We start from the raw sequence: 13,717 nt of genomic DNA, 5'->3' as shown, positions 1-13,717 counted from the left end.
TTCATCGTTCAAGGCGAGGCCGCCCTGCAATCCCGTTCCATGCGGCCCCTGGGGGACTCCGCTGCCGTCTTGTTCCGTCTTAGTCGCGGTAGCTGGGGTCCAGGCGATCGAGCTTGCGCAGCAGCGCCGGCCACTCCATCACGCCGTACGGACGGCGCGTGCCGGGCTGGTAGTTGTTCCAGGTTTCCTGGAGGACCTCCGCCGGCACATCGCGCAGCGGCGTGCTGCACGACATCGCCGCCACCTGCGAGCGGCAGGCCAGCTCCAGGCGGTGCATCCAGTTGAAGGCTTCGCCCACGGTGTTGCCCACCGTCATCGCGCCGTGGTTGCGCAGGATCAGGGCCTCACCCTTGCCCAGGTCGGCAATCAGCGATTCCTGCTCGGCGGTGTCCAGCACCACGCCCTGGTACTCGTGGTAGCCAATCTTCAGGAAGCGCATGGCGGTCTGGGTGATCGGCAGCAGCCCGCAGTCGAGCGAGGAGACGGCCATCGACGCCCAGCTATGGGTGTGGATGACGCATGCCACTTCCGGGCGCGCGTGGTGCACGGCGCTGTGGATGACGTAGCCGGCCTTGTTGATGCCGTAGTCGAGCGCGCCGAAATCCGGCTTGGCGAGGATCTTGCCGTCGTGGTCCACCTTGATCAGGCTGGACGCGGTGATCTCCTCGTACATCATGCCGTAGGCGTTGATCAGGAAGGCGTTCTCCTCGTCCGGCACGCGGACGGAGATATGGTTGGCCATCATGTCTGCCATGCCATACAACTCCACGAGGCGGTAGCAGGCGGCCAGGTCCACGCGGGCCTGCCACTCCGCCTCGCTGCACTGGCCGCGCATCGACGGAATGTTCAGCACACCGGGCTTTGTCATGATGAGTCTCCTTTGGGGATGGTTGGATCTGGTGTGAGCGGGTCAGTCGGCGCCAAGCGCGAGATCACTGGGCCGGCGTTTTTCGATATTCCATTTCAGCAATGCCGCGCTGCGGAAGATGCCGTGGGCGAACTTGCCATACGGCAGCGTCAGGAACAGCGCCATTACGATACCGAGATGCACGGCCAGCAGCGCGGCCATGGCGGCGGAGTCGCGCCAGGCCAGCAGCGCCAGGCCGCTGGCGCTGGTCAGAAACAGCAGCGCGATGAAGCCGCGGTCCATCGGGCGCTGGCTGGCATCGCCGGTGTTGGGGTCGCGGCGCAGGTTCAGCCACAGCAGCCCGGCCGGGCCGACCAGCAGCCCGATGCCGCCCGCGATGCCCAGCAGCACCGGCAGGCTCGTCACCGGATACGGCGCGTGGTAATCCAGCAGATAGTGGTACAGCGTGGCCACCGTGGTGGCGGCGAAGCACAGCATGAAGCCGTAGAACGTGAAATGGTGGAAGCGGCGGCGCGCCAGCGTGAAGGCGTCGTCGGCGTTGTTGCAGCCCTGGCCATGGCCGCCGTCCAGATACTTGAGCCGCAGCGCGTCGTGCGCGGCGCCGCCAACGGCCGCCCCACGCGACTCGCCCGGCCGCGTGCCCGGCGAAACCTGCCGCCAGAAGCGCGTGACGCCCACGCCCAGCGCGCCGATCGCAAACAGGAACACCACGCCGAACATCGCCGCCAGCAGGTTGTGCGGGAAGATCGCGTAGAAATTGCCGGCCAGCGGCGCGTGCAGCAGGCTGCCGCGCATGGCGAGCACCATCAGCAGGAACAGCGCCAGCCCGCCGGCCAGCGCCAGCGCGGTGGTCAGGCCGGCGCGGCGGTACAGCCCGCCCAGCGCAGCCGGAAACGCGTAGTCGCCATAGGTCTGCACGCGCACCTTGGCCATCGCCTGGGGAATGTTCACCGCGAACTCGTGCGGCGGCGCGTACTGGCAGGCGTGGTAGCAGGCGCCGCAGTTGTGGCAGAGGTTGGCCAGGTAGTGGACGTCCGCCTTGGGGAACTCCAGCCGGCGCGTCATGGCCGGGAACACGGCGCAGAAGCCCTCGCAATAGCGGCAGGCGTTGCAGATCTGCAGGGTGCGGGCGACTTCGCCCTCGTCGGCGGTCAGCGGCAGCACGCCCTGTGCCAGCGCCGCCGCCTCGCGCGTCAGCGCTTCAAGATGTTGCATGTTCGATTTCCTGTGATGCGCGGGCGCGTTGGCCCTTTGCCGGGGCGAGTGCCGCCTTGGCCGCCTGGGTGCCGGCGATACGGCCGAACGCCGTGCCGATGGCCATCCCCACGCCGGCCGTGTAGCCCTTGCCCAGCACATTGCCGGCCATCATCTCGCCGGCCACGAACAGGTTGTCGCTGGGCTGGCCGCCGAAATGCACGGCCGACGCCTCGTTCACCTTCAAACCCAGGTAGGTGAAGGTGATGCCGGGGCGCAGCGCGTAGCCGTAGAACGGCGCGGTGTCCAGCGGGCGGGCCCAGTGGGTCTTGGCCGGTGTCACGCCCTCGGTGTGGCAGTCGTCGAGCACGGTGTGGTCGAACTTGCCCACGCGGCAGGCGGCGTTGTAGTCGTTGATGGTGCGCATGAAGGTGGCCTCGTCGAGGCCGAGCTTGCGCGCGAGTTCGGGCAGCGTGTCTGCCTTCACGCCCGGGAACACCGGCGGCATGAAGCGGCCTACGGCCTTGGCGTCGATGATCGAGTAACCGATCTGCTGCGGCTGCTGGGCCACCAGCCGGCCCCAGATCGCATAGCGTTTCGGCCAGAAATCCTCGCCTTCGTCGTAGAAGCGCGCGGCGTTGGCGTTCAGCACCACGCCCAGCGAGACGCAGTCGATCCGCGTGCAGATGCCGCCGTCATAGAGCGGCGCGCGGGCGTCGATAGCCACGCAGTGCGACTGGGACGGATCGCCGATGGCATCCGCGCCCGCCTCGATCATGTATTTCAGCAGCACGCCCATGTTGAAGCGCGTGCCACGGATCAGGAAGTTGTCCGCCGGCCATTCGCCGCGCTCGTTCTGGCCCCAGGCCTCGCGCAGCCATTCCCGGTTCGACTCGAAGCCGCCGGCGGCCAACACGCAGGCGCGCGCCTCGATCCGCTCGCTGCCGATGCGCGCCGCCACGAAGCGGCCGCCATCCAGCTCGATGGCATCGACCGGCGCGTTGTAGCGGATCTGCACGCCGAGCTGCTCGGCGCTGCGGTAGTAGGCGTTGACGAGGGCCTTGCCCCCGCCCATGAAGAAGGCGTTGGTGCGCGCCACGTGCAGCGCGCCCGAGAGTGGCGGCTGGAAATGGACGCCATGGCTGCGCATCCAGTCACGGCAGTTGGACGAGGCGCGGATGGCCAGCCGGGCCAGCCGTTCGTCAGTCAGCCCGCCGGTGACCTTGAGCAGATCCTGCCAGTACTCCTCCTCGGGGTAGGCATCGATCAGCACGTCTTGCGGCGCGTCATGCATGCAACGCAGGTTACGGGTGTGCTGGGAGTTGCCGCCGCGCCATTCGCGCGGGGCGGATTCGAGCAGCATCACGCTGGCGCCGGCCTCGCGGGCCATCAGCGCGGCGCACAGGGCGGCATTGCCGCCGCCAATCACAAGGACGTCGATCATGGCCGGGCGCCCTTTCGGGAAGGTTGAGTGGGGTTGGACACGACTTTTTCTATGGCTTCGGGAGTCTGTGCCGGACTGTATCCGCCCGCCGGACCGCTGCTAACCCCTTGACGGGCATGGGGGTATCACGATTTGTGATGGGGGTCCGGGCGGTCCGGGGCCGGTCCGGGGAAATTTCAGAGCTGTCTCATAGGCAAGGGGCTTGCGGTGAGGGAAAGTTGCGTTGACGGCACCTTGCAGGTGTTCGTTTCCCCAACTTTTGGAGTCCAGGACCATGAACGAACATCCCACCGACCCGGCCACCCTTCCCGAGCCGCCCAAACCCTTGACGATTGAGGAGATAGACGATGCCATCGGTGACGCCATCGTCGAATCGGTGCTCCGGAAACTCAATGGGCCGTACGAGGACGACCCGGATGACGGGCCGCTGAGCCCCGAGGAAATCGCGGATATTGAGGCGCGGCTGGAAAAGGTGTTGCAGAGATATGCTGCGGAGGAGCGCCAATGATAGGACTCGACACTTGTGTGTTAGTCCGGCACTTCACGCAGGACGATACCCCTCAGGCTCGACACGCCAGCCGCGTGATCGCATCGTTTTCCAGTGGGTGCCGCGGTTTTGTGCCGCTGGCCGCCCTCGTTGAACTCGTCTGGGTCCTTAAGAAGCGCTACGCCTTCACCCGCAAGCGCATCACGCGCGTGCTGGTGGCCTTCCTCGAATCCCACTGGATCGTCCTGGAATCGTACGCAACCGTATGCCGTGCCATGGTCCGCTACGGGAAGACAGGCATCGACTTCGGCGATTGCGTCATTCTGGAAAGCTGCCAGAGCATGAGATGCAGGTTCATCTACACGTTCGACAGGCGCGCGTCACGCGTGCCTGGCTTCCGCCGCGTTCCAGACTGACGCGCATGTCACCCCTCGATCAACCGCGCCCCTCTCCACCCCCCGGACTTCACCAGTCCGCGGGCGGTGTCGGCCAGCACCACCCGCAGCGCCAGGGCGGCGGGCGACAGTTCGTCGTCGGACAGGCTGCACAGCAGGTTGCGCCGGCCCACGCTCGGGTCGTCGATCTGGGCAAGGTGGAAGCGCGTCGCGGCGTCCGGGTACCGCCCCACTGCCGCCCAGGGCTGGAGCGTGGCGCCGAAGCCCATGTCCACGGCGGACATCAGCATCGCCAGCGAGTCCACCTCCTGGATCACGCGCGGCGCCACCTTGGCGCGGGCGAACGCGGCGTCCAGCGTGCTGCGCAGGCCGTGCACGCCGGTCGGCATGATCAGCGGCACCTCGGCAAGGTCCGCCATGCCAAGCTGGGTGGGCGGCTCCGCCTTGCCCTGGGGCAGCGTCTGGCGGGACTGGATCAGAAACAGCGTCTCCTCCAGCAGCGGCAGCACGGTCCAGCGCCGGGCGGCATGCGTGTCGAACAGCACCGCGAGGTCGAGCTGGCGGGCGTTGAGCATGGCGGTCAGGTGGCCGGACAGGCTTTCGACGATATGCAGGCGCACATCGGGGTAACGCTCCCGCATGGCGCGGATCAGCGGCACGCCGATCACCGATGCCGTGGTCGGCGCCAGCCCCACACTCACGGTGCCGGAAAGGCGCGCGTGATGGGCCGCGCGCCGCGCCTGCTCGGCGTGGCGCAGCGTCAGCTGGGCTTCGTGGAAAAAGGCCAGGCCGGCCTCGGTGGGGGTCACGCCCTGCGGCGTTCGGCGCAACAGCCGGGTGGAAAGCTCGCCTTCGAGCCGGCTGATCTGCTGGCTGACGGCCGACTGCACCATGTCCAGCTCGAGCGCGGCACGGCTCATGCTGCCAAGCTCGACCACCCGGACGAAATACTGAAGCTGGCGCAGTTCCATCTGTCTCCCCCGTTCTCGCGGATCCCTGCCGCGCCGGCGGGATTCGACCTGTTGTTCCGGGGTCTTATACCAGATGTACGGGGGCCGCGCGTGGCGCGGGCACCCCGGGCGCCGTCAGGCTTCGTCGGCGCCGCTGTACCAGTCCACGGTCTGGTCGAGGTAGACCAGACCCTTCGCCGCCAGGGCCGGGCGCATGTTGTACATGTCCACGCCGAGTACGCCGGAGGCGAGCTTGTCGCGCTTGGACAGCTCCAGCGCCTCGCGCTCGGCCGCCTTTTGCGCGATGTCCTGCGCCTGCGGGCGCGCCACCACGACCACGCCGTCGTCGTCCGCCACGATCACGTCGCCCGGCCGCACAGTGGCGCCGGCGCAGACCACCGGCACGTTCACGGCGCCCACGGTTTCCTTCACGGCGCCCTGCGCGTGCACGGCGCGGGACCAGACCGGGAAGCCCATCGCGTTGAGGGTGCTGACATCGCGCACGCCGCCGTCGATGATCAGGCCGCGCGCACCGCGCGCCTTCAGGGACGTGGCCAGCAGGTCGCCGAACAGGCCGTCCGTGCAGTCGCTGGTCAGGGCCACGACCAGCACGTCGCCCGGCTGGATCATCTCCACGGCCACGTGGATCATCCAGTTGTCGCCGGGGTGCATCAGCGCGGTCACGGCGCTGCCGGCGATGGCCGCGCCGGACTGGATCGGCCGCAGATACGGCTTCATCAGGCCGGTGCGGCGCTGCGCCTCATGCACCGTGGCCACGCCCAGCTTGCCGAGCGACTCGATCGCGGCGGGCGCCGCGCGCAGGATATTGCGGTAAGCAATCGTCTTCATGCCAGCACCTCCGAAACCTGGGGGAACACGCGTGCGTAGCCTTCGCCGTACTGCACCTTGCGATCGGAATTACGCGTGGCCTGCGCCCCGCGCTGGAGCGCCACCCGGGTGTAGTACTCCCACAGGTGCTCCTGCGCGGCCATGGTCGTGAACGCGCGCTGCTTCTTCTCCCAGACGGCGGAGATATCCAGCAGCACGTCCGGCTTCCAGTTGCACTGCTCGGGCTGGTGCGGCTCGAACAGGAACACCGGCGGCGCGCCGATCACCGGCACCTCGGGCTTGTAGCCGTGGGCCTGGGCAATCACACGCGCCTCTTGCGCCACATGTGTGGCGAGCGGATGGTCGAAGTTGTAGATGTCCTCGCGCGAGTGGCTCATCACCAGTTCGGGACGGATGTCGCGGTAGATGTCGGCCAGACGCAGCAGCGCCTCGTCGGGCACGCGCAAGGGATAGTCGCCGAGGTCGAAGCACTCCAGCGTGCCACCGAGGATCTCGGCGGCGCGCTGCGCCTCTTCATGACGGGCGGCCTTCACGCGGTCCATCGTCATGCCCGGCTGGCGCCACATCTTGGCCGATTCGCCGCGCTCGCCGAACGACAGGCAGACGATGCGCACGTGGTAGCCGCGCTCCGCGTAGAGCGCGATGGCGCCGCCGGCGCGCCAGACGAAGTCAGCCGCGTGGGCGCTGACAACCAGAATGGACGGCCGGGTCGCGGGGGCCGTGGAAGGAGCGGTGTTTTGGGACATACGTAATACCAGTCAGGGTGAGACTCAGTCGGCCGTGATGCCGGCCTTGCGGATAACGCCCGCCCAGGTCGTGGTTTCGGTGCGCACGAACTGGCCGAAGGCTTCCGGCGTGCCGGGCAGGATGGTCACGCCCAGTTGGGTGAGCTGCTTGCGCACGTCGGCGTCGGCCAGCGCGGTGTTGGCGGCGGCGTTGAGCTGCTTGATGATCGCGGGCGGCGTCTTGGCAGGCGCCACGAGACCCCACCAGACCGAAGCGGTGAAGTTGGGCAGACCTTCCTCGCGCGAGGTCGGCACGTCCGGCAGCAGGGCCGAACGCTTGGCACTGGCCACGGCCAGCGGGCGCAGCGTGCCGGCGTGGATATGGGTGATGACCTCGAGCGGGTTGATCGGCATGAAGGTGATCCGTTCGCCGAGCAGGTCGGTGATGGCCGGGGCGCCGCCCTTGTAGGGCACGTGCAGCACGTCGATGCCGGCGGTGTCCTTGAGCATTTCACCGGCCAGATGGCCGGAGCTGCCGTTGCCGGCGGACGCGTACGCCAGCTTGCCGGGCTGGGCCTTGGCCTGGGCGACGAGGGTCTTCAGCGAGTCGATCTTCGACTTGGCCGGCACCACCACTACCAGCGAGGCCTCGCCCACGCGTGCCACGGGCGCGAAGTCGGTGGCGGGGTTGAAGGACAGCTTGGCGAACAGCGCCGAATTGGTGGCGAGGCTGTTGGACGCCATCATGATCGTGTAGCCGTCCGCCGGGGACTTGGCGACGATGTCCAGGCCGATATTGGTGCTGGCGCCCGGGCGGTTGTCAACGATGATCGGCTGCTTGAGTACCTGGCCCATCTTCTGGCCGACGGCGCGCGCCACGATGTCCACCGCGCCGCCGGCGGCGTACGGCACGACCAGACGGATGGGCTTGTCCGGATACGCCTCGGCGGCCTGCGGGGCCGAGACGGCCAGGCCAAGGGTGGCGGCCAGCAGCGTGGCGAGCGAATTGATCAAGAACGGGCGGCGCGCGCCCTGCGAAACACGACGACGAGCGGACCCGCGCATTGTCTTCTCCAGGTTTCTTTTAAGTGCGCCCATTCTGTGCAGCCGTCGTGATACTGTCCAATATGTTTTCAGATGGCTTGTTATTTCGATTTCGAATCATGGACTTTCGCCAACTCCGATATTTCGTGGCCGTCGCCGAGGCGTTGAGCTTCAGCGAGGCTGCCCGCAAGCTGCATGTGAGTCAGCCGCCACTCAGCATCCAGATCAAGGCTTTGGAGGAGGAATTGGGCAGTGCGCTGCTCGAACGCTCCCGCCATCACGTGGCGCTGACGCCCGCCGGGGCGCTGTTCCTGGACAAGGCCCGCGATGCGCTGGCTACGCTGGATCAGGCGCGCGAGGTGGTGAAGCAGGTGGCATCGGGCGATGCCGGGGAGATTCGGGTGGGATTCACGGCATCCGTGCCGATGCACGATGTCTTTCCGCGCGCGGTGCATCAGTTCCGCGAGGCGCACCGCAATGCCACGCTGCAACTGGTGCATATGTCGACCGGGCAGCAGCTTCAACAGCTCGAGCAGGGCGAGATCGACATTGGCTTCCTGCGGCCGTCGCCACAGTTCCGGCCGCCAGCCAGCATTACGGTGCGGGAGGTGCTGGCAGACCGTCTCGTGGCCGTGCTGCCGGTCAGCCATGCGCTGGCGCGCGAAGGCAACCATGACGAGGGCGGCGCGCCGGGCATCGACATCGCCGAACTCTCCGCCGAACGCTTCCTGCTGTTCCCGCGCGGGCTGGGCTGCGGGCTGTTCGACCATGTGACCACGCTGTGCAACCGGGCCGGCTACGCGCCCAACGTCGCGCAGGAGGCGCGCGAGGCCACGACCATCATCGGGCTGGTGGCCAGCGGCGCCGGGGTGTCGGTGCTGCCCGAGATCTACGCGCGCACCGGGATTCCCGGCGTGGCCTACCTGCCGCTGGCCGGCCCGGACGCCGGCAGCCGGGTGCTGATGGCCCACCGCGCCGGCGCCCTGTCGCCGATCATGGCGCGGTTTGTCGGCTATTTCTGATCCGACGGGCCGGGGGCCGGCCTCAGGCCCGCGCGCGCTCGAGCCGCTGCGAGAACGTCCGCTCGAACACCGATTCGGCAATGCGGTTCTTGAGGATCTCGATCGACCCGCCGGCGATCATCCAGCCGCGGCAGCGGCGCTGGCAGTACTCGACCAGCGCTTCCTGGCTGTAGCCCATGCCGCCCATCACCTGGATGGCCTCGTTGGCGATGTCGAAGCCAGCCTGGTTGCAGAACGCCTTGGCAATCGCGGTTTCCTCGGCGGACGGGATGCCGCTGTCGGCATTGGCGGCGGCACGGTAGAGCAGCAACTGGCCGGCGTCGAGCTTCATCTTCATCTCGGCGAACTTCCATTGCAGGCCCTGGAACTCGCACAGCAGGCGCCCGAACTGCTTGCGCTGCATGGCCCACTGGCGCGCTTCCTCGTAGGCATAGCGGCCCAGCGCCAGCGAGCGCGCCGTGTTGCCCATCCGCTCCACGTTGAAGCCGGCAATCTGCTTCTTGAAGCCGCCCTCGCCCAGCAGCACGTCCTCCGGCGCCACGTACACGTCGTCGAAATAGATCTGCGCCCACTCCTCGCCCGACATGAACTTCGAGCGCTGGCCGATGCGTACGCCCTGCGCCTTGGTGTCGATCAGCACCGAGCCGATGCCGCCCACGCCCGGGCCGAAGCGCACGTAGGCCAGGATCACGTCCGCATGGGGGCCGTGCGTGGTGAAGACCTTGCTGCCGTTGATGCGGAAGCCCGCGCCGTCCGGCGTGGCGCTGGTCTTCAGCTCGGTCACGGCGGAGCCGGCCTCCGGCTCGGTCATGCCCACCGAGATCAGCGCGCCACCTTCCAGCAGCGGGGCCAGCCACCTGGCCTTCTGCGCCACCGAGCCGTACTCGGCCAGCACGCGGATCGCGCCGAAGTTACCGGCCTGGATCACATCGGCACTGCGCGGGCAGTGCGCCGCCACGGCCTGGATGGCGATGATGGCGTCCATCAGCGTGCCGCCCTGCCCGCCGTCGGCCTCGGCAATGGTGATGCCGAGCAGGCCCTGCGCGGCCATCTTCTTCGCCACGTCCCAGGGGTAGGCATCCGTGTGGGCGCGCTGGTGGGCGCCAGGACGCAACTCCTTCTCGGCGAAGCGGCTGACGGCGTCCTGAAACTCCTGCTGTTCCGGGGTGAGGGTGAAATTCATGTTCAGTCTCCGAATTTTAGAAATTTGTGATGATTACGCCGCATCTGGCGTGGCGCTGAGCCTCAGCACGCAGTCGACACCGACCACGCCCTCGGCGCGCACGAACAAGGGGTTGATCTCGGCTTCGTCGATGCGCACGCCCTGCACCACCGCCAGCCGCGAGAAATCGACGATGGCGCGCGCCAGCGCATCCACATCGCCACGCGGCAGGCCCCGGAAGCCCCGGATCAGGCGTGTGGAACGCACCTCGCCGATCATGTCGCGAGCTTCCTCAAGGCTGACTGGCGCCGGCCGCAGGCTCACGTCCCGGTGCAGTTCCGCCGTGATGCCACCCGCGCTGAGCATCACCATCGGGCCGACCAGCGGGTCGTGCCGATAGCCGAGCATCAGTTCCAGCAGCCGGTGTTCCATGCGCTGGACCAGAATGCCGTCGAGCCGCGCGGCGGGGGCGCCCCGCCCGGCGTTGTCGACCAGCCGCGCCACCGCGCGGGCCAGTTCCTCGTTGTCACGCACGCCCACCTCCACGCCGCCGATTTCGGTCTTGTGCAGGATGTCGCGCGAGCAGATCTTGGCAACCACCGGGTACGGCACCGCGTGTTGCAGCGCGTTGGGTTGCACCAGCGCCATCGGGGCGATGGGCACGCCCAGTTCGCCAAACGCGGCGGCGGCTTCGAATTCGGACAGGTCGCCATGCGTCGGCAGGCCGGCCGGCCAGGTCACGGGCTCGGGCGGCGTGCCAGTGGCCAGCGGCGTGCGCGCGGCGCGGAACAGGCAGGCCAGCGCGTCCGCGCAGGACTCGGGCGTGCGGAACGCCGGCACGCCGGCTTCCTGCAACAGCGTCAGGGACTGCCCGGCCTCCGGCGCCAGGAACGCCAGCAGCGGCTTGCCCTGCACCGCCGAAGCCTCGACGATCGGCCGCACCGCGTACGCCGGGTGGAACTGCGCCGACGAGCCCGCCACGCACAGCACCGCATCGCACCAGTCGCTCTGCAGCATCTGCTCCACGAGGTCACGGTACTGGGCCGGCGAGGCGGCCAGCGTCAGGTCGAGAATCGGCGTCTGGCGGATCTTCAGGCCGCGCGCGGCCATGTGTTCGATGAAGGCCGTGGGCGGCGCCACGGCCTCCACATCGGCCAGCCCGAGCCGGTCCACCACCGTGGCCGCGCCGCCGCCCGTGGTGGTGACCACGGCGATGCGCGGATTGCGGTCCAGCGCCGGGATGGCGGTGGCGTAGCGGCGCGCCAGCGGGGCGGCCTCGAACAGCGTCTCCAGCATCTCCACGCGCATCGCGCCGTGCTTGCGCAGGAAGGCATCCACGGCGGCGTCGTTGCCGGCCAGCGCGCCGGTGTGGGACTGCGCCAGCGCCTCGCCCTGCGCGGAACGGCCCAGCTTGTAGACCAGCACCGGCTTGCCGGCGGCGCGGGCGCGGCGCAGCGCCGGGCCGAGCACGGCGGCGTCGCGGATGGTCTCCAGGAACAGCAGAATCACCTCGGTGGCGCTGTCATCGACCATCAGGTCCACCAGTTCGCCCACGCCGATGTCCGCCTCGTTGCCCACCGACACCAGCTTGGCGAAGCCCAGCCCGCGTGCCGCGCCGCGCGACAGCAGCGCGCCCAGCATCGACCCGCTCTGCGAAATCACGCTGATGCCGCCTGCGTGCAGGGTGTCGGTCTCCAGCACGGCGTTCACGGAGAGGATGGCGCCGCTGTGCACGTCCACCACGCCGATGCTGTTCGGGCCGAGCAACCGCACGCCCAGTTCCTTGGCACGCAGGGCCAGCGCCTGCTGGGCGGCCATGCCGGCCTCGCCCAGTTCGGCAAAGCCATCGGAAAACACCGTCACCACGCTGGCGCCGCGCGCCGCGCATTGCTCCAGCACCTCGGGCACATGGCGGCCCGGCACCATCACAAAGGCATGATCGATGGCCTCCGGCAGCGCGGCCACGCTCGGGTAGGCGCGCAGGCCCATCACCTCGGTGCGGCCCGCGTTGATCGGGAAGATGCGGCCCGAATAGCCGTGCTTGCGCATGAAGCGCAGCGGCCGCGCGGTGTTCTTGCTCTCGTCGGCCGAGGCGCCCACCAGCGCCACGGCGGCTGGCGTGAACAGCGCCCGGGCCAGCGCGCTGCCGGTCACCGTCGCGTCCGGCGCCACGTGTTCGTCCACTCTCGTCATATCGGTATCTGTCTGAAGGGTTGCGGGTCAGCCGGCGCGCAGCTGGCCGAGGCCGAGCGCCCGCACCGGGCGGTCGCCGAGTTGCCAGAGCGCGTCGAGCAGGCGTGCGGCGGGGCCGGCGCCGATCACGGGCGCGCCGAGTTCCATGAACTTGTGGGTCAGCATGGCGTCATCGAGCGGCGCCTCGGGGTCGCCCCGCCGGTACGGGGCGAAGTGGGCATGCCGGCTCCCATCGGCCATCTCGATCTCCACGCGCGCGGCGCGCTGGCGCGGGAAGGCGGCGGTCAGGTCGGCGTCGGCCGTCAGCGTGATGCGGGTCATCAGGGCGCGGATGGCGGGGTCGGCCATGCGCTGGGGCTGGAAGGCGTCGAGCCGCACCGCGCCGTGCAGCAGGCCGTGCGCCACCACGTAAGGCAGGCTGAAGCGGGCCTCGAAGGCGGTGGTCGGCTGGAAATTGCCGGTGACGTCGAGCGCCACCTGGTAGGTCGCCACGCGCACGGCGGCAATGCGCGCCGGGTCCAGCCCGTGGTCGCGCACGATCTGCATCGCGGCGTCGATGGCGGCGAAGGTGTGGCCGCAGCAGCCGTGGTTCTTCTGGGTCATCCGCGTGATATTGAAGTCGGTGCCGAGGCCGGCGGTGACGTCGCGCCAGTCGGGCTGGCCGCACAGCGCGGCGCCAAAGCCGGCGTCGCCTTCGAGGATGTCGTGCACGCCGTTCACGCCGTGCGCGGCGGCCTGGGCCGCCTGCACGCCCACCTGCGCGGCATGGCCGGCGTGGAGCGCCTTGGTCATGGCATCGGAGCGGAATGCCTGCTGGAGGCCCGAGGCGAAGGTCGTGGCCGTAGCCATGGCGTCGGCGGCCACGCGCGCATCGCCGGGCGCCGCCAGCAGCGCGCCGGCCGCCGCCGCGCCCAGGCAGCCGACCGTGCCGGTGGTGTGGAAGTAGCGATAGTGCGCCGGCTGGATCGCGGCGCCGATGCGCGTGGAGACTTCGTAGCCGGCAATCACGGCACGCAGGAAGTCAGTGCCGCTGGCGTCGGCCTGCTCGGCCAGTGCCAGCGCCGCCGCGATGGTCGGGCAGCCCGGGTGGTAGACGGCATCGCGGAAGATGTCGTCGAACTCGGCCGCGTGGGACGCGCTGCCGTTGATCCACGCCGCCAGCGCCGGAAACGCCGTGGTGGCGTGGCCAATCACCGTGGACGCCCCCACGCCCAGCTCCGCGCGATGGGCCCGCACCAGCGGCTGCCCCGGCGCCATCGGCACGCCGGCCAGCAGCGCGGCAAACCAGTCGATCACGGCGCGGCGTGCGTGATGCAGCACCGGGCCGGGCAGTTCCGCCGTGGCGGCACGGCCCACATAGGCGGCGAATTCGTCTATCAGCATT

13 protein-coding genes are annotated in these 13,717 nt (G+C 69.0%); 3 read left to right on the top strand and 10 right to left on the bottom strand.

The features are described 5' to 3' along the window. Nucleotides 1–79: 79 nt before the first annotated feature. From SB751_RS12435 to tcuA, 3 genes are read right to left on the bottom strand one after another with little or no spacing between them, the layout of a single operon-like run. Entirely contained in the window at nt 80–868 is a 789-nt protein-coding gene (locus tag SB751_RS12435; RefSeq protein WP_144196995.1) for a class II aldolase/adducin family protein, read from the bottom strand. A 42-nt stretch (nt 869–910) separates the two neighbouring features. Continuing rightward, nucleotides 911–2,083: a tricarballylate utilization 4Fe-4S protein TcuB gene (gene tcuB, locus SB751_RS12430; RefSeq protein ID WP_410748093.1), complete on the bottom strand. Its 1,173-nt coding sequence runs from the start codon at nt 2,081–2,083 to the stop codon at nt 911–913. After that, nucleotides 2,070–3,506 (bottom strand): FAD-dependent tricarballylate dehydrogenase TcuA, encoded by a 1,437-nt coding sequence (gene tcuA, locus SB751_RS12425; RefSeq protein ID WP_144196993.1) that lies wholly within the window; start codon nt 3,504–3,506, stop codon nt 2,070–2,072. Before tcuA ends, tcuB begins: the two co-directional genes overlap by 14 nt. A gap of 274 nt (nt 3,507–3,780) precedes the next feature. Between tcuA and SB751_RS12420 the strand changes: the two genes are divergently transcribed. Both SB751_RS12420 and SB751_RS12415 read left to right on the top strand, forming a co-directional pair. After that, the gene (locus SB751_RS12420; RefSeq protein WP_092297239.1) at nt 3,781–4,014 is read left to right on the top strand and encodes a hypothetical protein; all 234 of its coding nucleotides are present in this window, start codon (nt 3,781–3,783) and stop codon (nt 4,012–4,014) included. Next, nucleotides 4,011–4,409 (top strand): PIN domain-containing protein, encoded by a 399-nt coding sequence (locus tag SB751_RS12415; RefSeq protein WP_144196992.1) that lies wholly within the window; start codon nt 4,011–4,013, stop codon nt 4,407–4,409. Before SB751_RS12420 ends, SB751_RS12415 begins: the two co-directional genes overlap by 4 nt. An 8-nt stretch (nt 4,410–4,417) precedes the next feature. Here the strand turns inward: SB751_RS12415 and SB751_RS12410 are convergent, their stop codons facing one another. The 4 genes from SB751_RS12410 to SB751_RS12395 all read right to left on the bottom strand — a co-directional run bounded on the left by SB751_RS12410 (nt 4,418) and on the right by SB751_RS12395 (nt 7,977). Further along, entirely contained in the window at nt 4,418–5,359 is a 942-nt protein-coding gene (locus SB751_RS12410) for a LysR substrate-binding domain-containing protein (protein WP_144196991.1), read from the bottom strand. 114 nt (nt 5,360–5,473) lie between these two features. Continuing rightward, entirely contained in the window at nt 5,474–6,187 is a 714-nt protein-coding gene (locus SB751_RS12405) for a 4-carboxy-4-hydroxy-2-oxoadipate aldolase/oxaloacetate decarboxylase (protein ID WP_144196990.1), read from the bottom strand. Beyond that, a complete protein-coding gene (locus tag SB751_RS12400) occupies nt 6,184–6,933 on the bottom strand; it encodes a PIG-L deacetylase family protein (RefSeq protein ID WP_144196989.1) in 750 nt (249 codons plus the stop codon). The genes SB751_RS12405 and SB751_RS12400 overlap by 4 nt, the downstream gene beginning before the upstream one ends. Before the next feature lie 24 nt (nt 6,934–6,957). After that, nucleotides 6,958–7,977: a Bug family tripartite tricarboxylate transporter substrate binding protein gene (locus SB751_RS12395; protein WP_144196988.1), complete on the bottom strand. Its 1,020-nt coding sequence runs from the start codon at nt 7,975–7,977 to the stop codon at nt 6,958–6,960. Nucleotides 7,978–8,075: 98 nt separating this feature from the next. Between SB751_RS12395 and SB751_RS12390 the strand changes: the two genes are divergently transcribed. Then, nucleotides 8,076–8,978: a LysR family transcriptional regulator gene (locus SB751_RS12390; protein ID WP_144196987.1), complete on the top strand. Its 903-nt coding sequence runs from the start codon at nt 8,076–8,078 to the stop codon at nt 8,976–8,978. Between the two features lie 22 nt (nt 8,979–9,000). Here SB751_RS12390 and SB751_RS12385 read toward each other — a convergent pair whose 3' ends face one another. From SB751_RS12385 to SB751_RS12375, 3 genes are read right to left on the bottom strand one after another with little or no spacing between them, the layout of a single operon-like run. Further along, entirely contained in the window at nt 9,001–10,161 is a 1,161-nt protein-coding gene (locus tag SB751_RS12385; RefSeq protein WP_410748092.1) for an acyl-CoA dehydrogenase family protein, read from the bottom strand. 33 nt (nt 10,162–10,194) lie between these two features. Next, nucleotides 10,195–12,333, bottom strand: coding sequence for an acetate--CoA ligase family protein (locus SB751_RS12380; RefSeq protein WP_211942792.1), 2,139 nt, complete (start codon nt 12,331–12,333; stop codon nt 10,195–10,197). Between the two features lie 27 nt (nt 12,334–12,360). Next, a complete protein-coding gene (locus tag SB751_RS12375; protein ID WP_410748091.1) occupies nt 12,361–13,716 on the bottom strand; it encodes an MmgE/PrpD family protein in 1,356 nt (451 codons plus the stop codon). Nucleotide 13,717 lies beyond the last annotated feature (1 nt).

It is taken from the genome of Cupriavidus sp. SIMBA_020 (assembly GCF_046535395.1).
In the GTDB taxonomy this organism is placed as follows: Bacteria; Pseudomonadota; Gammaproteobacteria; order Burkholderiales; family Burkholderiaceae; genus Cupriavidus; species Cupriavidus campinensis.
This window is presented reverse-complemented; position numbering and strand designations above follow the sequence as displayed.

Coding starts and splice junctions, on each gene's coding strand:
- SB751_RS12435 (WP_144196995.1), bottom strand. CDS start 868: ATGACAAAGCCCGGTGTGCTGAACATTCCGTCGATGCGCGGCCAGTGC.
- tcuB (WP_410748093.1), bottom strand. CDS start 2,083: ATGCAACATCTTGAAGCGCTGACGCGCGAGGCGGCGGCGCTGGCACAG.
- tcuA (WP_144196993.1), bottom strand. CDS start 3,506: ATGATCGACGTCCTTGTGATTGGCGGCGGCAATGCCGCCCTGTGCGCC.
- SB751_RS12420 (WP_092297239.1), top strand. CDS start 3,781: ATGAACGAACATCCCACCGACCCGGCCACCCTTCCCGAGCCGCCCAAA.
- SB751_RS12415 (WP_144196992.1), top strand. CDS start 4,011: ATGATAGGACTCGACACTTGTGTGTTAGTCCGGCACTTCACGCAGGAC.
- SB751_RS12410 (WP_144196991.1), bottom strand. CDS start 5,359: ATGGAACTGCGCCAGCTTCAGTATTTCGTCCGGGTGGTCGAGCTTGGC.
- SB751_RS12405 (WP_144196990.1), bottom strand. CDS start 6,187: ATGAAGACGATTGCTTACCGCAATATCCTGCGCGCGGCGCCCGCCGCG.
- SB751_RS12400 (WP_144196989.1), bottom strand. CDS start 6,933: ATGTCCCAAAACACCGCTCCTTCCACGGCCCCCGCGACCCGGCCGTCC.
- SB751_RS12395 (WP_144196988.1), bottom strand. CDS start 7,977: ATGCGCGGGTCCGCTCGTCGTCGTGTTTCGCAGGGCGCGCGCCGCCCG.
- SB751_RS12390 (WP_144196987.1), top strand. CDS start 8,076: ATGGACTTTCGCCAACTCCGATATTTCGTGGCCGTCGCCGAGGCGTTG.
- SB751_RS12385 (WP_410748092.1), bottom strand. CDS start 10,161: ATGAATTTCACCCTCACCCCGGAACAGCAGGAGTTTCAGGACGCCGTC.
- SB751_RS12380 (WP_211942792.1), bottom strand. CDS start 12,333: ATGACGAGAGTGGACGAACACGTGGCGCCGGACGCGACGGTGACCGGC.
- SB751_RS12375 (WP_410748091.1), bottom strand. CDS start 13,716: ATGCTGATAGACGAATTCGCCGCCTATGTGGGCCGTGCCGCCACGGCG.